The organism is Paraburkholderia sp. 40, from assembly GCF_050434105.1.
Lineage (GTDB): Bacteria > Pseudomonadota > Gammaproteobacteria > Burkholderiales > Burkholderiaceae > Paraburkholderia > Paraburkholderia tuberum.
In genome coordinates, this window is the sequence record NZ_JBNPVY010000002.1 from 838355 (window position 1) to 857434 (window position 19080).

Annotated in this window: 14 protein-coding genes and 2 pseudogenes; 7 read left to right on the top strand and 9 right to left on the bottom strand. The window is 62.7% G+C overall.

Going from position 1 to position 19080, the window contains the following annotated elements; all coding sequences use genetic code 11:
• Positions 1–318 precede the first annotated feature (318 nt).
• On the top strand, positions 319–915 hold the full coding sequence (locus tag OKW28_RS05060) for a molybdopterin-dependent oxidoreductase (RefSeq protein ID WP_429444044.1): 597 nt from the start codon (positions 319–321) through the stop codon (positions 913–915).
• On the opposite strand, the gene OKW28_RS05065 is transcribed toward OKW28_RS05060, so the two are convergent.
• Positions 899–3034, bottom strand: coding sequence for a tetratricopeptide repeat protein (locus OKW28_RS05065; protein WP_429444045.1), 2136 nt, complete (start codon positions 3032–3034; stop codon positions 899–901). The genes OKW28_RS05060 and OKW28_RS05065 overlap by 17 nt on opposite strands.
• Positions 3035–3263: 229 nt before the next feature.
• Between OKW28_RS05065 and OKW28_RS05070 the strand changes: the two genes are divergently transcribed.
• The 5 genes from OKW28_RS05070 to OKW28_RS05090 all read left to right on the top strand — a co-directional run bounded on the left by OKW28_RS05070 (position 3264) and on the right by OKW28_RS05090 (position 9723).
• The gene (locus OKW28_RS05070; RefSeq protein ID WP_429444046.1) at positions 3264–3674 is read left to right on the top strand and encodes a DUF2946 domain-containing protein; all 411 of its coding nucleotides are present in this window, start codon (positions 3264–3266) and stop codon (positions 3672–3674) included.
• 82 nt (positions 3675–3756) lie between these two features.
• The gene (locus OKW28_RS05075; RefSeq protein ID WP_429444047.1) at positions 3757–6144 is read left to right on the top strand and encodes a TonB-dependent receptor; all 2388 of its coding nucleotides are present in this window, start codon (positions 3757–3759) and stop codon (positions 6142–6144) included.
• Between the two features lie 70 nt (positions 6145–6214).
• Positions 6215–7687 carry a PepSY-associated TM helix domain-containing protein gene (locus OKW28_RS05080; protein ID WP_429444048.1) on the top strand — a complete coding sequence of 491 codons (1473 nt, stop codon included), beginning with the start codon at positions 6215–6217 and terminating at the stop codon, positions 7685–7687.
• A gap of 99 nt (positions 7688–7786) precedes the next feature.
• The gene (locus OKW28_RS05085; protein WP_429444049.1) at positions 7787–8581 is read left to right on the top strand and encodes a DeoR/GlpR family DNA-binding transcription regulator; all 795 of its coding nucleotides are present in this window, start codon (positions 7787–7789) and stop codon (positions 8579–8581) included.
• Entirely contained in the window at positions 8578–9723 is a 1146-nt protein-coding gene (locus OKW28_RS05090) for an MFS transporter (protein ID WP_429444050.1), read from the top strand. The genes OKW28_RS05085 and OKW28_RS05090 overlap by 4 nt, the downstream gene beginning before the upstream one ends.
• A gap of 183 nt (positions 9724–9906) precedes the next feature.
• On the opposite strand, the pseudogene OKW28_RS05095 reads toward OKW28_RS05090, so the two are convergent.
• The 6 genes and pseudogenes from OKW28_RS05095 to OKW28_RS05120 form a co-directional block, all read right to left on the bottom strand.
• Positions 9907–10626, bottom strand: a pseudogene (locus OKW28_RS05095) (sterol desaturase family protein); the annotation flags it as partial.
• Positions 10627–11244: 618 nt separating this feature from the next.
• The gene (locus OKW28_RS05100) at positions 11245–12189 is read right to left on the bottom strand and encodes a peptidoglycan DD-metalloendopeptidase family protein (RefSeq protein WP_429444051.1); all 945 of its coding nucleotides are present in this window, start codon (positions 12187–12189) and stop codon (positions 11245–11247) included.
• Positions 12190–12542: 353 nt separating this feature from the next.
• Positions 12543–12770: a hypothetical protein gene (locus OKW28_RS05105; protein ID WP_013092139.1), complete on the bottom strand. Its 228-nt coding sequence runs from the start codon at positions 12768–12770 to the stop codon at positions 12543–12545.
• Between the two features lie 97 nt (positions 12771–12867).
• Positions 12868–13011, bottom strand: a complete 144-nt coding sequence (locus tag OKW28_RS05110; RefSeq protein WP_167368704.1) for a hypothetical protein — start codon at positions 13009–13011, stop codon at positions 12868–12870.
• 50 nt (positions 13012–13061) lie between these two features.
• Positions 13062–13352 (bottom strand): hypothetical protein, encoded by a 291-nt coding sequence (locus OKW28_RS05115; RefSeq protein ID WP_429444052.1) that lies wholly within the window; start codon positions 13350–13352, stop codon positions 13062–13064.
• A 250-nt stretch (positions 13353–13602) separates the two neighbouring features.
• Positions 13603–13940 (bottom strand): annotated as a pseudogene (locus OKW28_RS05120) (DUF2322 family protein).
• A gap of 809 nt (positions 13941–14749) precedes the next feature.
• On the opposite strand from OKW28_RS05120, the gene OKW28_RS05125 reads away from it, so the two are divergent.
• A complete protein-coding gene (locus tag OKW28_RS05125) occupies positions 14750–16942 on the top strand; it encodes a hypothetical protein (protein ID WP_429444053.1) in 2193 nt (730 codons plus the stop codon).
• Positions 16943–17239: 297 nt separating this feature from the next.
• Here OKW28_RS05125 and OKW28_RS05130 read toward each other — a convergent pair whose 3' ends face one another.
• On the bottom strand, positions 17240–18091 hold the full coding sequence (locus tag OKW28_RS05130; RefSeq protein ID WP_018423397.1) for a carbohydrate ABC transporter permease: 852 nt from the start codon (positions 18089–18091) through the stop codon (positions 17240–17242).
• 10 nt (positions 18092–18101) lie between these two features.
• The gene (locus OKW28_RS05135; RefSeq protein ID WP_429444054.1) at positions 18102–19076 is read right to left on the bottom strand and encodes a carbohydrate ABC transporter permease; all 975 of its coding nucleotides are present in this window, start codon (positions 19074–19076) and stop codon (positions 18102–18104) included.
• Positions 19077–19080: the final 4 nt, after the last annotated feature.

A 19080-nucleotide genomic window follows, 5' to 3' on the forward strand; every position in this document is an offset into this window, starting at 1 on the left:
CTTCCATTGATTAGGGGAGACACAGAGTTGATGTCGAGTGTGATTTCCCCGATGTACGCGAGGCTTCTTGTGTTGCGCCTGCTTCGTGCGTCCATTGGTATGGGAAAAGGACTTCGTCATAAACCTGCGAAGACGCGCACCGCATTGGACCGCCGCGCAAGGAACCGTGCCAGCTCCGGCACGAACCGCATGCGGAAATAGCATAGCGAATGACGCGTTAATGAAGCATCGCTGTATCACCTGCGGCGACAATTCTCCGACAATAGGAGAGCGCGCACCTCACCACGCGGCTCCTCGACGACACCCGGAGAAAACGCAATGAACAAACGCCAGTTCCTGACCAGCGCCGCGGCACTGGGCGCGGCGGTCGCGCCCGCATTCGGCGCGAAGCGTGAGCACGCCGAATGCGGGCCGTCTCCAGTCGTCCTGACGATCTCCGGCGCGATCAGGCACAGCAATCGCGGCGCGCTCAATCCGGCTCTCGATCAACTGCTGGCGAAGCATCAGGTGAAGTTTTCGCAAGCGTACGGCGTCGATCTGCCGTGGCTCGCCCGCATGAAGACCGTGACGATCCATCCGACGATCGAATACGATGCGCACATGCATACGTTTAGCGGCCCGCTGCTCACCGACGTGCTCGCAAACGTCGGCGCGCCCGACGCGGGCAGCACGCAAATCGTCATGCACGCGGTCGATGGCTACGCGGTGTTGACGACGCTCGACAAGGTGCGCGAGTTTCACTTCATCGTCGCGACACAAATGGACGGCAAGCCGCTGGCGCTCGGCGGCGTGGGGCCGTTATGGACGATCTACGACGCCGATCAGATTCCCGAACTCGCGGCCAAGCCACTGAAGGACCGCTTCGAATTGTCGCCGTGGGGCCTGTATCACATGCAGCTCACAGAGGCGTCATAGCGCGCCGCCGAATCGCTCGACGCACGCGCTCGACCGAGCTCGCCCACTCCTCGCCCGGCGCGCGCCGGAACAGACGCAGCGTGTGCGGATACCACGGCGAATCGTCGCGCTCGTGCATCCAGCGCCAATCGACGTCTCTTTCGGGCAGCATGACCCAGCACGGCTTGCCGAGCGACGCCGCCAGATGCGCGATCGATGTGTCGACGCAGATCACCAGATCGAGTTGCGCGACGATCGCCGCGCTGTCCGCGAAGTCCGTCACGCGCGCGCCGAGATCGAGCAGCGGCCGCGTGACCGGCGCATTGCGCGCTTCGTCCTCGCCCTGCCCCTTCTGCAAGCTCACGAAGCTCAGGCCTGGCACGCTCCACAGCGGCGCGAGCGTGGCGAGCGACGGCATCGAGCGATTCGCGTCGTTATGATGCTTCGCGTTGCCCTTCCAGACCAGACCGACCCGGTGGCCGGGCGGCAGTGCGTCGAGCGCGGGGCGCCATTGTTCGATGAGCGCGGGATCCGCGCTCAGTCGCGCGGGACGCGGAATCGTATCCAGCGTCGTGCGCAGATACAACGGCACGCTCAGCAGACTGGTCCAGCAATCGTAGGTCGCAACGCGCGCGAGCGCTCCATGGTGGTCGAGCACCGCATCGACGCCATCCACCTCGCCGATCAGCCGATGCAACGCCGGCGCACATGCAAATGCGATATGCGCGGCCCCCAGCGCTTTCAGCAGCGGAACGTAGCGGCTGAATTGCAGCATGTCGCCGAGGCCGTCTTCCTGCCACAGCAGCACGGACCTGCCCCCGAGCGGCTCGCCGAGCCATTGCGGACAACTGAGCATCGCCCGCGACTTTCGATGAATGAAATGGGGCTGCTCATAGCGGCATTCATAGAGGGGCCAGCCCTCGTCGAAGCGGCCGAAGCCGAGCAGCAACACGGCGAGGCTGAAACGCGCCTCGCCATAGTCGGGTTTCAATGCAATCGCCTGTCGATACGCGCCTTCAGCCTCGGCAAAGCGCCCGAGTTGCGTCAGCGCGTTGGCAATGTTCGAGTGCGCCTCGGCGAGTTGTGCCGACACCGCGAGCGCTTGCCGGAACGCGTCGAGCGCTTCCGAAAAACGCTCGAGCACGCGCAGCACGCAACCCAGATTGTTGTGCGCATGAGCAAGCCCTGGCTGGCAGCGAATCGCGTCTCGGTAAGCCTGCTCGGCTTCCTCATAACGTTCCTGCCTGAACAGCGCCACGCCGAGGTTGTAATGCGCCTCCGCGTAGTCCGCCCGATGCGCGAGCGCTTCGCGGTACGCCGCCTCGGCCTCGCTGACCCGATCGAGGTCGACGAGCACCGCGCCAAGATTGAGATGTGCTTCCGCGTAGTCGGGCCGGATAGCGATCGCGAGCCGGCAAGCCAGCTCCGCTTCCGCGAGACGCCGCGTCGCCTTCAGCACACCGGCGAAATTATTGAGCGCCTCCGGATATTGCGGCTTCAGCGTCAGCGCTTCGCGATACGCGGCGTCCGCTTCCGCGAGACGCCCAAGCTCCATCAGCACGCTGCCGAGGTTGTTGTGCAATTCGGCATGGGCACGCAAGCCGCGCAGCGCATGACGATAAGCCACTTCTGCTTCCTGCGGGCGTCGCAGGTCGCGCAGCACGATGCCGTGGTTGTAATGCGCTTCGGCGTGGTCGGGCTGAAGCGTCACCGCCTGCCGATATGCCGCCTCCGCTTCGGCGCGGTAGCCGAGCCCGTAAAGCACGTTGCCGAGTTGATAATGCGCGTTCGCGTCGAGCGGGCGCAGCGACACCAGTTGCCGATACGTCGACTTCGCGGCCGACAGGCGGCCGAGCGATCGGAATAGCGAGCCGAGACTCGCGTAGACGTCCGCGTAATCGGGCTTCAGATACAGGCACTGGCGCCAACGATTCTCCGCGTCCGCCCACTGACCCAGCGCGAACGAACACGCACCGGCGATATTGAACGCATCGGCCCGCTGATCGTTCGGCAAGGCGGAATCTTCGAGCAGCGGCGCGACGAGGGGCAACGCGTCGGCGAACTGCCCGGCCGAACATAGCGCCACGGCTCGCTGGTTGATGTCGGCGATCGAAGAAGCAGGCGTCTGCGTGAGTGTCATGTGTCGTGGCGATGGTTCAGCGGCGGGGCCGTGCAGCGGGTGCGCCGCCGTTGCGCTGTTGATTCGATACGCGCACCTCGCGCGATTTCACAGCATAAGTGATTCGCCTCGGCCTCAGCGCCCCGAAATAAGCGCTTTTTCACCGTCTAATCCGCCGTTATGCCCGTCATTGCGAATGAAAGGATCGCGCGGTGATGCTAGAATCGCGCCCGTCTTTTCTTCGACGATCATGACTCGACACTCGCGCAACCACCTGACCGCATGGCTTGGCCTCGTCGCCATGTGGCTCGTCGTGTTCGCGCCGCTCATGAGTCAGTTGCTCGAATCGGGCCGCGCCCACGAGCCGATTGCCGCGCTATGTTCGGCGCTTCATCCGGCTGGTGCAAGCAACGTGAGCGATGCGAGCGTCGTCGCTCAAACCAGCCCCGCGCCCGTGCATCTGAGCCACGACGATGCATTCGGCGCCTGCGGCTACTGTCATCTGCTCGAACATCACGTCGCGATGCCGACGCTCGCCGCCGTCGAGCCGCCGGCCGCGCTGCCGCTGTCCGGCACCGCGCCGCCCACGCTGTCCACCCGCTTCACCCCGCTTGGCGCCTTCCCGTCGGGACGTCCGCGCGCCCCACCTGCCGTTTCCTGATCGCTACCGGTTCTGATCGCGCATTCGTCGCTCACATCGACGAGGCCTGCGATCGCCTGTTCAATGCATCGAGGAAACGCTCATGTTCAACTTCGCGCTGCGAAGGCTGTCTTTTTGCGTCCGTCGTGACGCTGTCTTTTCCGCTCATCGCGCGGTTCGTCGTTCCGTTCTTTGGCCCGCGCTCATGCCTGCCTTCGTGCCGGCTTTCGTGCCGGCTTTCGTCGCAACACCCGCGCAGGCCGCCGACGCAATCACCGACGCGACGCTGCCTGCCGTCAGCGTCAATGCGAGCGCAAGCACGAGCGCCGCACCGCGCGCCGTCGACCCAAACCTGCCCGCCTCCGTCGAAACCGTGACGCGCGATCAGTTCGCGAACTGGAACGTCGTCAACACCGAGGACGTGCTCAAGTACATGCCGAACCTGGCGGTACGCAAGCGCTTTACCGGCGATCTGAATTCGATCATCGCGGTGCGCGGCACCAGCAATACGCAGAGCGCGCGCGGCCTCGTCTATGCGGACGGTTTGCTGCTGAGCAACCTGCTTGGCAATAGCTATTCGTTTCCGCCGCGCTGGTCGATGGTGTATCCCGACGAAATCCAGCAGGTCGACGTAATCTACGGGCCGTTTTCCGCGCTGTATCCGGGCAATTCGCTCGGCGCGACCGTGCTGATCAGCACGCGCATGCCAAAGCAGTTCGAGGCCAACGCCGACGTGAAGGCATTCACGCAGCACTTCAGCCTGTTCGGCGTGAACCAGAGCTTCAACGGCAGTGAAGCGAGCGCGTCGATCGGCGATCGGATCGGCAAGTTCTCGTACCTGCTCGGCGTCAATCATCTCGAGAACACGAGTCAGCCGCTGCAATTCGCAACGCTCGCGCAATCGACCACGCCCGCCAAGGCCGGCGACACGCCCGTCACCGGCGCCTATTTCTACAACAACCAGACCAATGCGCCGACGGCCGTGCTCGGTGTGAACGGCGAAGGCATCGAGCACACGGTGCAGGACCAGTTCAAGCTGAAGATGCAGTACGACTTCACGCCGACGCTGCAGGGCGGCTTCACGCTCGGCTACTGGCACCAGACGTACAACAGCGAAACATCGACGTTCCTGCGCGACGCGGCCGGCAACCCTGTGTACAGCGGCAACGTATCGATCAACGGTTACCACTACACGATTCCGGTGGCCGCGTTCGCGCCGGGTGTCGGGCACAGCGAGAACTGGCTCTACGGCGTGTCGCTGAAAACGCGCAACGCGACCGGCTGGAACGGCGAGGCGATCGCCTCGTATTACGACATCGGCAATGGCGTCGCACGCACCGCGAATGCCGGCGGCCCGGGCAATGGCCCCGGCACCGTGCTGTTCAACGACGGCACCGGCTGGAAGACGCTGGACCTGCGCGGCACCTATACGCCCGCGACGAACCAGCCAGGACTGGCCAATCACGCACTGAGCGTCGGCTACCACTACGACAACTACTTCGTCGACAACCAGACCTACAACACGCAGGACTGGCGCGACGGCGACGCGACCTCGTTCGCCAACGCGTTCACCGGCAAGACGCAGACGCAAGCTCTTTATGCGCAGGACGCGTGGCGCTTTCTGCCGCGCTGGAAGCTCGTCTATGGCGCGCGCTATGAAGACTGGCAAGCCTACGATGGCGCACAGTCGCTGCCCGGCACGACGATCGCGTACAGCGATGCCAGCCAGCGCCACCTTTCGCCGAAGGCGTCGTTATCGTTCGATGTCAGCGACGAGCTGACTTTGCGCGCGTCGATCGCTCGCGCGTATCGCTTTCCGACCGCGAGCGAACTGTTCCAGGGGCAAATCAATGGCTCCGCGATCGTCAACAACAATCCATATTTGCAGCCCGAAGACGATCTGTCGAAAGAGCTGAGCGCCGAATGGGCGCATTGGAATGGCGTGTTCCGCTTCTCGCTGTTTCAGGACGACGTGAAGAACACGATCTTCAGTCAGACCGACACCACCGTGATTCCGAACGTGACGAACTTCCAGAACATCGGCAAGGTTCGCTCGCGCGGCGTCGAAGCAAGCTATTCGGGCGAGGACGTGTTCGTGCGCGGGCTCGATCTGCTCGCGAGCGTCGCGTACACGCAGTCGAAGATCCTCGAGAACGCACGGAATCCGGCCTCGGTCGGCAAGTACTTCTACCGCATTCCGCTGTGGCGCGCGAATCTTGCCGCGACGTATCACTTCGACGCGCGCGCGGCGCTGACGCTCGCCGCGCGTTACTCGGGTCGTCAGTACAACACGCTGACGAATACCGACACGAACCCCAACGTGTTCGGCGGCGCCAGCACCTACACGGTCGCCGACGCGAAGTTCACGTTCAAGCCGACGAAGCTCAGCGAACTCGGCATCGGCGTCGACAACCTGTTCGACGCGCGCTACTTCGTCTACCACCCGTATCCGGGCCGCACGTTTTATGTCGAAGCGAAGCTGCATATCTAAGCCTGACGCAAGACGCGGCAAACCGCTTGTCGCACACGAACCATCGCCCCATTTGCCCGACGAGGATTTCATGTCCACGACTCAAACCGCTGCCGCAACGAGCGGCCCCGCACATCCAGGCTATAAAACACTGTGGCGCTGGCATTTTTATGCGGGCCTCTTCGTGATGCCTTTTCTACTCGTGCTCGCCATCACCGGCACGCTGTATTGCTTTCAGCCGCAGATCGAGCCGCTGCTTTATCGACAGCAACTGGTCGTCGCACCGCAAGCCGTCCCGAGGCTGGCCGACAACGCGCTGCTCGCGAAAGCGCGCGCGGCGATGCCGCCCGGCTCGATCGCGACGACCGCCGTGATCACGCGCGATCCGCAACGCAGCGCGGAATTCGTATTTCGTCTCGCGGACGGCACGCAGCAGAGCGTCTATCTGAATCCGTATAGCGGCGATGTGCTGGGCACGCTGAGCGTCGAGCATCGCTTGATGCAGGTGGATCGCATGCTTCATCGCAAGCTGCTGCTCGGCAAGCCCGGCGAACTGCTGATGGAACTGGCCGCATGCTGGACGCTCGTGATGATCGGCACCGGCGTCGCACTATGGTGGCCGCGCGGCAAAACGACCACGCGCGCTGTGCTGCTGCCGCGCCTGGCGCTGAAAGGACGTCCGCTATGGAAAAGTCTTCACGCGGTGATCGGCATCTGGCTCGCGCTTGGCGCACTTGCGTTCGTGTTGACGGGGCTGCCGTGGACCGGCTCGTGGGGCAAGCAGTTCAAGGCGTTCGCGACCGCGACGAAGCTTGGCGCTCCGCCGGGCGCGTGGGGCGGTCTGCCGTTGCGCTCCATCGTGCCGGGAACGCACTCGGACCACCCGGACCACGCGAACGCCACGGTCGCGCATGCCACGCACGCCGACATGGACTCGATGCCCGGCATGGTCATGGACGACCTGCCGTTGCCGCTGACGCCGTGGGCCGCGGGCAACGCGAGCGTGCCCTCTTCCGCGGTCACCGACGCGGCGCAGCCTCTGTCGCTCGGCCATATCGTCGCGCTCGCCGCGTCGCTCGGTATCGCGGACGGCTACAGCATCGTGCTGCCGAACTCCGCAGCCGGCGTCTACACGCTTTCCTGGTTCCCCGCGAATCCCAAAGACGAACGCACGCTGTACGTCGACCAATACAGCGGCGCGATCCTGAAGGACATTCGCTACGGCGATTACGGCGCGATCGCGAAGGCCGTGTCGTACGGCACCTCGCTGCATATGGGTCGCTACTTCGGCGTCGCGAATCAGATACTGTGCGCGGCCGTTTCGCTCGGCCTTGGCGCGCTCGCTGTGACCGGCTTCGTGATGTGGTGGAAACGTCGGCCGCAACGCTCGCTCGGCGCGCCGTCGCGCGAGCGCGCCGCGCCGCCGATGCGTGGCTGGAAAACCGGCCTAGCGCTTCTTGGCGTCGTTTTCCCGCTGATGGGCGCAACGCTCGTCGCGGTGTGGCTGCTCGACCGGCTGGTTTTCGGCCGTGACTCAAGACCCGAACCGCACGGCGTGGCGTGAGATCAAGATGAGCCGGGGCGCACCGCTTGTGCCTCACGAGCATTTACGATATATTTTGCTCGCTTATGATCGATTCACACCGAAACGGAGGCGAGACCCATGCAGCGCACCCGGGAAGATGCAATCAACGGGCTACTGCCCGAGCAGCGCGAAGCACTGATTCTGGAGCGATTGCGCACGCATGGTCGCGTGCTCGCGACCGAACTGGCCGCCGAGCTACAGATCTCCGAGCACACCGTGCGCCGTCATCTGCGCGATCTCGCGGATCAGGGGCACTGCAAGCGCGTGTACGGCGGTGCGCTACTGATGTCGCCCGCCGACAAACCCGCGGCGCTGCGCATGCATGAGGCCGTCGATCGCAAGGCACGCCTTGCCGCGGCGGCCGTATCGATCGTTCGTCCGAAGCAGATCGTGCTGCTCGACGCGGGCACGACGAACGTCGCGATCGCGTCGGCGCTGCCCGACAACGCCGGCCTGACCGTCGTCACGAATTCGCCCGAGGCCTGCGCGCGACTGCTGAACCGCCCGGGTATCGACGTGATCCTGATCGGCGGCCGCATCGCCGGCGGCGCGGCGGGCTCGCTCGGCGCGACCGCGCTGCTGCAGATCCAGCAGATCCGCGCGGACCTCTGTTTTCTCGGCGCCTGCGCCTTCGACCCCGACGAAGGCGTCGCCGTATTCGACGCAGAGGACGCCGAACTGAAACGCGCGATGGTCAAAGCGAGTAGCCAGATCGCCATCGCACTGACCTCGGAAAAGCTCATGACAGCGGCGCCGTTCGCGGTAGCGCCTGTTTCGGCCGTCGATTATCTGTTCGTCGAAGCGGACGTGCCGGACGCGCGTGTCGCGAGCCTCCAGGCCGTCTGCGATAACGTGATGGCGGCACGCCCATGAACTCACTCGTCAGGGAACGCATCGCGACGCTCGCCGTCTTTCTCGCCAACGGTTTCGGCATCGGTGCATGGGCGGTCGAGGTGCCGCGCATCAAGGAAAGCCTGGCGCTCAGCGACACCTCGCTCGGCATCGCGCTGTTCTGCTTCGCGCTCGGCGCCATCGTTGCGATGCCGCTCGCGGGACAGCTCGCGCCGCGCCTCGGCAGCGGCCGCGCGACCGCGCTGCTCGGCGCGGCATTCGCGATCGCGCTGCCGTTGCCCGCGCTCGCGCCGGGCATGCTGACGTTGTGTGTGGTGCTGTTTGCGCTTGGCGCGTCGAACGGCGCGCTCGACGTGTCGATGAACGGACATGCGAGCGCGATCGAAACACGCTGGCGCGCGCCGATCATGTCGTCGTTTCATGCCGCGTGGAGCGCGGGCGGCCTGCTTGGCGCGGCGAGCGGCGCGATGTTGCAGAAAAGCGGCGTCGGCGTCGTGGGCGGGCTGTTCGCGCCCGATCTGTTCATCGCGGCCCTGATCATTTTCGCCGCGTCGTTTGCGTTGCGCGATATCGGTCCGCGCGCGGCCGCCGCGTCAAGCGGCTTCGCATGGCCCGACAGCAGCGTGATGAAACTGGCGCTGCTCGCGTTCATGTGCATGCTCGTCGAAGGCGCGGTGGCCGACTGGAGCGCGGTGTACCTGCGCTCCACGTTGAACCAGGAAGCGAGCGTCGCCGCGATCGGCTACTCCGCGTTCGCGTTTTCGATGGCGGCCTGCCGGATCGCCGGCGATGCATCGGTGCGGCGCTTCGGTTCGAGCAAGGTCGTCGCGCTCGGCGGTCTGATCGCGCTCGCCGGACTCGCGCTCGTGCTGAGCTTGCCGACGGTGCTGACCGCGTGCGTCGGCTTCGCGATGGTCGGCATCGGTCTCGCGAATATCGTTCCGGTGATTTTCAGCGCGGCGGGTCGCTCGAGCGCGACGCCGGCGATCGGCGTGTCGATGGCGGCCACGTTCGGCTATGCGGGCTTTCTGGTCGGGCCGCCGCTGATTGGTTTCGGTGCCGGCGTGCTCGGCCTGCGCGCGGCGCTGGGCGTGCTCGTGATGGCCACGCTGATCGTGTCGCTGCTGGGCGGCAAGGCGGTGCGCGCCGCGCAACCCGCGTAGCCAGCGTTATTTCGCTTTCTTGTCGAGCACGGCAAGCGGCTTGCGAACGGGTAACGCATCGCGTGCCGCATGCTGACCCAATGGCCAGCTGAACGCGCCGAGCAGCGAGCTCGGCTGCGTACCAACGTCGAGACCGGTGGCGGGCCACTCGTGTTTCGCGGGCACCCAACGCGTGCCGAACACGTGATCCCACATCGGCAATAGCTGCGTGAAGTTGTGATTGAAATGCTCGGCGCGAATCGAGTGATGAAGCCGGTGATACTGCGGATTGTTGACCCACGTGACGTAGCGGCCAAGGTCCACGCGCAGATTCAGATGCGCGAAATAGTTGCCGAACATGAACACGATCGAGGTCGCACCGACGATCCACGGCTCGACCTTGAACAGTACGCCGACGAGCGGATAAAGCAGGCAGCCCTTGAGCAGCACTTCTATCCAATGATGCCGCAACGTGATCGTCACGTTGAAATCCACCGCGCTATGGTGCAGCGAATGCAGCTTCCACAGGATGGGCCATGTGTGCTGCAAGCGATGAAACGCGTATTCGAGGAAATCGATCGTCAGCAGCACGATCACGAACGAAGCGAGCGCGCCCCACCCGCGCGACACCAGCACCACCATCCCGCCGCCGAGTGCATTGACGATCGCGACGCTCGCGGCCGCCGTCAGCGGCTTCGTAGCTTCCGCCAACGCCAGATACAGGCCCGCATACGCCATGTTCAGACGCTGCCCCGCGCGCGATTGCAGCAATGCGGCTGGCCAGCGACGCTCGAGCAACGCACCGACGCCCATCATGACCAGCACGAGCGCATAGGCTTGCAGCCACAGGCTCGCGTGGTGCAGCAATGCGGGAAACGGGCTCGACGCTAACATGGAATTCCCTGATGCGGCGGTCGTTAGCATGATCTTCGCAGCCCGCCGGCCCGCACGCAAGCGTCCTTTAGCGGGGGCCCGCCGCGAATTCGGCTTCACCCGCAAGCACGGAAAAAAAATGGCGGGGTCATCGCTTCACGCCGTCACGATCGCGAGCGGACGTTAGATGCAGCCGTATCGTCCGCTCGCGTCGTCGTTGTTTGTCGACATCCGTTTGGTATTGGCCCCGCCGCATCTCGCAAGTTGCGCCAGGCTCCCCGAGCGCGAATCGCGAAGACTTTTGCTGCCGTCGGCATTTGTTCACTGCGTGAAATCCCGGCTGCAACATGTGTAGTTCTTGTGCATTCGTCATTGCAATGGCTATGCCATGCTGGAATGAAGGCTTGCTACGTATGGAGAAATGCCTGCCGGGGCACTTCGAAGCGGGCCTGATCGCACGCGATGCATCGGAAATGAGACGCCGCGGGGATGCCCCGACGCCTCCGTGCTGGCTCGTACACGTCGTTCGACGCGCGCGGGAATACCCGAACGCGCATTGACGGACCAAGGTTTGCGACCCTTACCAGTCAACATGCCGACACGTCATGCGATGAAAGCGCGCCTGAATCATGCGGACCGGCGTGTCGCAAAGTTGAGACGGCAAGCGGCTTACAGCAGCGCGGTCAATTGCGCGACACGCGACTCGAACTGCCGTAATTCATCGGCGGCAAGCGACCTCTTCTGCGGCAGGTCGACCTTGAGCGGATCCTGCGGCACATCGTTCACGTGGACCTCGAAATGCAGATGCGGTCCGGTTGCCCAACCGGTCTTGCCGACATAGCCGATCACCTGATCGCGCATGACGCGGCTGCCGGAGCGCAGTCCTTTCGCGAAGTGCGACAGATGCGCGAACGTCGTAGAAAACGGTGCGGGGTTCTGAATGACGATCACGTTGCCATAACCGGTCTGACGGCCGATAAAGCGGATTACGCCGCGCGCGGTGGCACGCACGGGCGTGCCGGCCGGCGCGGCAAGGTCGACACCGTCATGACTTTGCCAACGATGCAGCACCGGATCGAAGCGGCGCAACGAGAAAGCTGACGAAACGCGCGTGAAGTCGAGTGGATAGCGCTCGAACGCAGGTCCTAGGCTGACGCCGTCTTTCGAGTAGTAGACCGGTTGGCCGTGAAGATTTTTCTGAAGGAACACGTCATGCGCGGTCGAGCCTCGCATGATGCGCACCGCGAGCGGTTCGCGCGATGCGTCTTTGCTGTTGTCGCTACCGGTGTCGAATACGGCGCTCACGCGGTCGCCAGGTTGCAGATCTCGCGACAGATCGAGCTCGTCGTGAAACGCGCGCGACAGAATGGCTGTGGTGCCCGCATCGACGCCGATGCTCTGCGCGGCGGCCGCGAATGTACGCTCGACCGGCGCTTCCCTCACGGTGTACGCGGGAGCTTGCGCAGCGGGCACGACCGGTGCGGGTGCCGACGCCGGTATCGGCACGCGGGCAACGGCCTGCGTCGAGTCCTTGCTCAGGAGCGAGACGTCGGGGTCGGCGTTGCGCGCGGCGCGTTCATGAGTGACGAGATAGGCGGCGCACGCCGAGCTCATTGCGCATACGACAATGATTTTGCTGGCGCGCCCCGACAGAAGACGAGCTACAGATAGAGGCATGGTCAGGAACGACTGTCGACCATCGCATGCGCGAAAGGCACGCATGGCGAGGTGGTTTCGTTGAATCAGCGTCTCCAGGCACTGCGTAAGACGCTGCATGAGGCTCGGGGCAGCCTATGGTTGCTTTCTTAAGTCAGCCTTAAGCTGCCCCCAAATGAGCCTGCAATGCGGCGAGGGCGCGCGCTCGAACTTTGGCCGCTGAGGCACGACGGGCATGACGGCGCAATCGCGCTGCGCCGACGAGACAACAAGCCGAAATATTCGACTCGGCCGCGCGGACGTCGACCGGGTTACGACAACGAAGCAAGCATGTTCGACAGCCGTCGGACATGGGCCTTGAACGCGTCGCTCGTTTCGCGGTTCGTGGTGGGATTCAGATGCGAGCTTTCGGCGAGTTGCGCCTGCTCGTGAAAGTCGTTGGCGATCCTGCGCTTGATATCGTCGGGCAGCGACCGCACGATGGAGACCAGCAAAGCCTCTTCGGCATGCAGCATGCCGAGAATCGAATGTGTGTCCATACGGGAACCTCCGTGGGGAACATCGTCGGTGCCGGCCGGCAGTGGCGCCGGCGCTCCTCATGTTACCCCGTTGGTTCCGCGTCGTTGGTCGTGCGCGTTACTCTGCGATCGAATAGCGCGACGGACGAGCACGCGGCTGCTCCGCCTCACGTTCGACGCGCGGACTCGCGCCGCGGATGAACAGGACCGCGCAAAACGCGACCATGGCCCAGATGCAAAGAATGACGGTCAAAGCACTCATGTCAGTTTCCGGTACTTCGGGATAGTACGGTGATGCTGCCGCGTCGGCTGTCAATGCAGCGTGGACCGCTCGGGCGCACCGAACAGCAGCTCATCGATCAGGGCGGTCGTGAACGTCAGCTGCGTTTCGAGCGATTGGCGCGCGGCTTGCGCGCCGGCTTCGTCACTTCGGGCGACGGCCGCGTGTGCCTGCGTGGCGAGACGCACGATGGCTTCGGAACCGCGTTGCAATTCGCGCATCGCGGGCTCGTCCGGCCCCGGCGTCGGCTGATCCCGTTCCGAGGTGGTGAGTTCCGGCAGGTCGGCGTCGAACCGGGGGGGGTTGTTGTGACGGGAAGACATCCGGGGCTCCTGACGGAAAAGCGCGATATTCGCGACGGGACGAACCCAGTGTGCGCCGCCGCCCCGCGTTTCAATTCACCGAACAGAAGCCGAATCTGAAGCCAATCCGGGGGCTTCGGGGAAAAAAACGTGGGCTTTTACGGAGCAATTAGCGCAGGTGGGCCGCAAATCCCGTCGCCGGGGCGTTGGGATTCGCGGCAGCGGCAGGAAAACGTCTACCTTGCCGGCGCGGAAAAGACTCTGAGCGGCCTCAAGCTGCCGGAACAACATCGATGCGCAATGCCTCGCCGCCAGCGGCAATCCTAACGCCAGCAGGTGATCGACGTTCGGATGCGCGCCCGGACGGTTGCGCGCGTCGGCCGTATGCTCGGCAAACAGCGCGAGGCCGTGTTCGGCCGCCTTCGCGTCGAGCGTGCCGAACGCGCCGCGCAGGTAGTTGTACACCGCGAGCGAGCCCTGCTTGCCAGGTTTGTTCTCGATGCTAGCGACCACGGTACCGCTACCGTTGACCAGATCGATGCGTGCGATGCCGTCGATCGCCGGCATTCTGGCGAGATTTTCCTTGAAAACGTTGCTCGGTTCGATCATTGAAACCACTCCTTCCGTTCTAAAAAATGCATGGCGGGCCGTATCTTATCCGATGGGCGGCGAGCGGGCGAATTGGTGGCCACGACGGATCGGAACGCGCATCTGATACCTGGTATTCCTAGCAATTTTTCGCATGGATTCTGGTCTCGACAGATCAAAGAAAACGTTTAACTTGAAACGCACAACGCGCACGAATTCGGCCACCGTGTAATCACTTTCGAAGGAAGTCGGCATGGAGGCGAAAGCAATGCGTCGGCTCCACGACGAGGAATGCTTCGTCAACCTAACCAACTTTGACAAAATTAACCAAATCGATAATCAATGTGGATCACACATAAAATCAGCCTCAAAATCGAAACCTGGAAAGGCAGATCAATCAGAGAAAAATCGAACCATTCCCCGCCCCAAGTAACGAGATCACAGTCTGGTCGCGTTTTAGACCTCTTGCAAACAGCCTTGACATATGATCTCCTATGACTTACAGAATATTTATGTAACGCAATCCAGCGGCGCCCGGAATCGCCATGCTGCAACACAGCGACGTTTGATTGGGAAGACAGCCAGGCAGCATAAGGAAAATGGCCCATCGCAAGACTAGCAACGAGGATGATTCATTCCTCGGCGTAAGGCGCCTCTGTGCTCATCAATCTATGTTATATGATGACTGATGTTTTAATCATGAGGCGTTATTTCTGGCGGACCGCCAGATTATTTGAAATCACCAATTCTTGAAAAGGAGCCACAAAAAATAATCATCCAATATTGAAAAAATTAATCAGACATTCAATCAATTAAAATCTGGAGACGAAATGCTTTCCCCGAAGAAAACCACGCTTGCCTTTACCCTCAGCGCTGCCACCGCGCTTTTATTCACCGCCTGCGGCGGCGGTGTGAATGACGCTTCATCCTCTTCCGCCGGCAATCCGTCCACGAGCTCGCCGGCTCCCACGCCCGATCCGTCGAAAAACGGCGCGATTTCGCTGCACGGAATCGTCTACGGCGCGGCCGATACCAGCTTGCCGACCGGCGCGGGCGTTCCGATCACGATGATGGGGCAAATGCGAGCGCTGTTCGATCTGATCAGAAAATCGTCCGATTTCACCCAGGTGGTGATGGATCTCGGCGACGGCAGCCCGGTCCACGTGCTCGATACGAACACCGGCGACAAATTCCTGCCCGGCAAGCTCGCGCTTGGTTTGTCGTGGATCCTGATCGACATGAAAACGAAAGGCGATCCGGCCTACGCCGATTATCTGGCGACGTACCAGAAGATCACGACCGCGATGATGACGCAGATGACCGGCTCCAATTACACGTACGCGAATACGTCCTGGGGCGAGTACTACTATCTCGTCGCGCTCAACAATTTGCAGTCGCACGGCATGCTCAACGAAGTGTTCAGCGACGCGATGCTGAAGACGCTGCAGGCACGCCTGACCTTCTGCGACATGTTCGGCGCGGATGCGAGCGGCAAGACCGACACCTGCCCCGCCGCCGGCACGCCGATCGACGTCGCGTCGCTCAATACCGCGCAGAACTACTACGCGGTGTCGTATGGCATCGCGGGGCTGAGGCAGAAGCTCGGCTGGAGCAATCCGACGTTCTCGTCGTCCACCGACGCGACCGTGGCCACGATGAACGCGCGCGACGCGCTGCTGTACACGCTGACGAAGCACATCCGCAACGATTCGACGGGCGGCTTCTCCGACGAAGCGGCGAACACCCACACGACCTATTACGACCAGGCGCGCTACGACCGATACAGCACGCTGCTGATCGGCGAAGTGACCGAGCGCACGCTGGAAATGGGCAATCAGGCGAACCTGACGCCGGAACTGAAGTCGTATCTGCGCAAATCGGTCGACCTGATTCTTCCGCAGCTCAATACCCATGGCCAAGGCTTCAACTATGGCCGCTCGATCGGCCCATACGGCGACTCGGCATTCATGGAAGTGCTGACCGCGGCGGCCAATGCCGGCGTCCTGACCGATCAGGAAACGAAGGTCGCCTATACGTACATCTACAAGTCGGCTCTGCGCTTCAGCAACTTCTGGTACGACCCGACGCTGCCGACGCCGTCCGTCAACATGTGGGTCAAGGGCCGCGGCACCGACTCGTATCGCGGCAAGCCGCGCGTGATGGGCGAAAACTTCAGCCTGCTGCATCAGTACATGTACGTGAACGCGTGGTGGGACAAGCTCGGCTTCAACGGCAAGGCGCCGCTGTCCGACACCGACATGCAGTCTTACCTCGACGCGTTCCCGCACTACAAGCTGACCTGGTACAACCAGCCGAGCGATACCGCGCATCCGTATAGCGCCGCGCTGATCACGGTGCGCGACGGCAAGCGCGTGATCAACCTGAACCTGAGCCAGGCGCCCGACTACAACTCGTACACGCCGTACTATCCGGCGCCGTTCTCGGACAATCTCGCGTATGGCACGACTGACCTCGGCTATGCGCTGATGATTCCGCAGGTTACGTACAACGGCAAAACCTATATCCCGGTCACGTACTACAAAAATCTGAACTTGCAGGAAACCAATGGTCAGGTGGTCGTCACGTTCGACACCGCGAAGTTCAGGCAAGCGGCCAAGAACGCGTTGTACACGACGGATCTCGATCTGCAGGTGCACACCGTGATGACGTTCGCCAAGGGCTCGATCACCCGCACCGATACGCTGAGCTCGGGCACGTTGACGGGCAATCTCGCGGTGGAAACGGACTACACGTCGTTCGCGGACTTCCAGAACACGACGGCGAATAGCGACGGCTACTCGGTCAGCTACACGAATAGCCCCGCCACGAACTACGCCGCCATGGGTTTCGATAGTTGCGCGCTGTCGCAGTTCGATACGGTGAACGGTGCGACGAACCCGCTGTCGACCACGCCGATTGGACAGTTGCACTCCAACTTCGCCTGTACGACCAACCCGTTCGCGTTGACTGGCGGCGCCAGCCGCACGCTGACGTGGACGCTGAAGTACGCCGATCCGGCCTGATAGCGGCAAGCGCCTTCCTTCCTGTTTTCAGGGAGGAAGGCCTCGTTCGATGGTTGATACGGGTAGCAGCCATACCGGTAGCAGAAGTTGAACCTCGCGAGCGAAGTCGGCGAAGGCAAGCGGCCTCTCGATAGTGCGCGCGCGGCGCTGAATACCGTTATGCAGCGGGTCAACCCGGCGTCAGCTGAAAAGCGTTGATCGAGAAGTCAGCGTGCGAGCAGCAGTTCGCCACGCCGAAAAAAAGCCCGCTTCCGCGGGCAACCCTTCTCTACGCGGCAGCGCCACGCGTGAACAGCATCACCCCTTCGTCGCGCCAAACGTCAGGCCCGCGACGAAATGCTTCTGCATCGCAAAGAACATCATGACCGACGGCAGCGCCGCCAGAATCGATCCCGCCGAAACCAGATTCCACGCGGTCGTCCACTGCCCTTTCAGCGCAGCCACGCCGACCGTGATCGGCGCGGCGTCATCGCCTTGCGTCAGACACAAGGCCCAGAAATAGTCGTTCCACACGAACGTGAACACGAGGATCGCCAACGCCGCGAGCGCGGGACGAATCAGCGGCAGCACGATCCTGAAGAACACGGTCCACTCGTTCGCCCCTTCGATGCGCGCCGCCTCGACCAGCTCGAATGGCAGCTGCTTGATGAAGTTGCGCAGAAACAGCGCGCAAAAGCCGGTCTGGAACGACACATGAAACAGAATCAGCGCGCTCACGGTATTGAACAGCCCGAGTTGCAACGACAGATCCCGCACCGGAATCATCAACACCTGAATCGGCACGAAGTTGCCCGCGACGAACGTCGCGAACAACGTCGAATTGCCGCGAAAGCGATAGATCGCCAGAGCAAAGCCCGCCATCGCCGCGAGTGCGATCGAGCCCACTACGGAAGGAACCGTAATCAGCACGCTATTCCAGAAGTAATGCAGCATCGGCGACGTCGTCAATGCCTCGCGATAGTTATCGAACATCGCGAAGTGCTTCGGCCATCCCCAGTAGTTGCCCTCGCTCAGTTCTTCGGTCGAACGCACGGACGTGACCAGCACCGCGATCATCGGCAACAGCCAGATCACGAGTGCAATCGGCAACGTCAGTTTGTATGCGCGGCGCGTGGCCGGCTTCCATTTGTCGATCGGAATCGGAAACATCAGCGGCTCCTCATTGCTCGGCGCGCAGCATTCGCCGCAAGTGATAGACGATGTACACGAGCATGATGCCGAATAGCACCACCGCGATCGCCGCCGAATAGCCGATTCGGTAGTACTTGATCGCCTGGTCGTACATGAAATAGGCGAGCACCGTCGAGCTTTCGAACGGACCGCCGCCCGTCATTACCGAAATCAGATCGAAGCTGCGCAGCGCGCCGATGATCGTCACGACGATCGCCATAAACGTCGTAGGCCGCAACTGCGGCAGGATTACATGCCAGAGCATCGACCAGCCCTGCGCGCCTTCCATTCGCGCAGCTTCGATCTGCTCGGCGTTCAACGTGGTCAAGCCGGTCAGATAAAGAATCATGCAGTACGCGGTTTGCGGCCACAGCGCCGCGAACACGATGCCGAACGTCGCATAGCGCGGATCGCCGAGTACCGGCACGCCGTGGCCGAGCATCATCGCGAGCAGGCCGAAGGTCGGATCGTAGAACCATGAAAAGATCAGCCCGACCACGACGCCCGACAACACGAATGGCGCGAAAAACAGCGACTTGACGATACGGATGCCCGCCACCGCCTGATTCAGATACAGCGCGACGGCGAGGCCCATCGGCGGTGCGAGCAAAAACAGCACGAGCCAGATCAGGTTGTTCTTGAGCGCCGTATAGAACGTGGGCGTATGGACCAGCTCGATATAGTTCGCGAGGCCAATGAAGGTCGGCTCGGTCATCCCATCCCAGTTGAAGAAGCTCAGACGGATCGTCGAGAGGATCGGCCACACCACGTACACGGCCACCATGAAGCAGGCCGGCGCGAGAAACAGGAACGCGGCGCGCCGCTGCCGCCGTGCGGTCGGCGTGGGGCCGCGCCGGCGCGACGCGACGGACGCGCCGCTCAGCGCACCGCTCGACGCCGGCAAGCCCGGGCCGCCGGGTTCAACAGGACCGTCGACGCTATGACGGCTGACGGAATGCGACACGATC

Coding starts and splice junctions, on each gene's coding strand:
- OKW28_RS05085 (WP_429444049.1), top strand. CDS start 7,787: ATGCAGCGCACCCGGGAAGATGCAATCAACGGGCTACTGCCCGAGCAG.
- OKW28_RS05130 (WP_018423397.1), bottom strand. CDS start 18,091: ATGTTTCCGATTCCGATCGACAAATGGAAGCCGGCCACGCGCCGCGCA.
- OKW28_RS05125 (WP_429444053.1), top strand. CDS start 14,750: ATGCTTTCCCCGAAGAAAACCACGCTTGCCTTTACCCTCAGCGCTGCC.
- OKW28_RS05115 (WP_429444052.1), bottom strand. CDS start 13,352: ATGTCTTCCCGTCACAACAACCCCCCCCGGTTCGACGCCGACCTGCCG.
- OKW28_RS05070 (WP_429444046.1), top strand. CDS start 3,264: ATGACTCGACACTCGCGCAACCACCTGACCGCATGGCTTGGCCTCGTC.
- OKW28_RS05060 (WP_429444044.1), top strand. CDS start 319: ATGAACAAACGCCAGTTCCTGACCAGCGCCGCGGCACTGGGCGCGGCG.
- OKW28_RS05080 (WP_429444048.1), top strand. CDS start 6,215: ATGTCCACGACTCAAACCGCTGCCGCAACGAGCGGCCCCGCACATCCA.
- OKW28_RS05100 (WP_429444051.1), bottom strand. CDS start 12,189: ATGAGCTCGGCGTGCGCCGCCTATCTCGTCACTCATGAACGCGCCGCG.
- OKW28_RS05065 (WP_429444045.1), bottom strand. CDS start 3,034: ATGACACTCACGCAGACGCCTGCTTCTTCGATCGCCGACATCAACCAG.
- OKW28_RS05075 (WP_429444047.1), top strand. CDS start 3,757: ATGTTCAACTTCGCGCTGCGAAGGCTGTCTTTTTGCGTCCGTCGTGAC.
- OKW28_RS05110 (WP_167368704.1), bottom strand. CDS start 13,011: ATGAGTGCTTTGACCGTCATTCTTTGCATCTGGGCCATGGTCGCGTTT.
- OKW28_RS05105 (WP_013092139.1), bottom strand. CDS start 12,770: ATGGACACACATTCGATTCTCGGCATGCTGCATGCCGAAGAGGCTTTG.
- OKW28_RS05090 (WP_429444050.1), top strand. CDS start 8,578: ATGAACTCACTCGTCAGGGAACGCATCGCGACGCTCGCCGTCTTTCTC.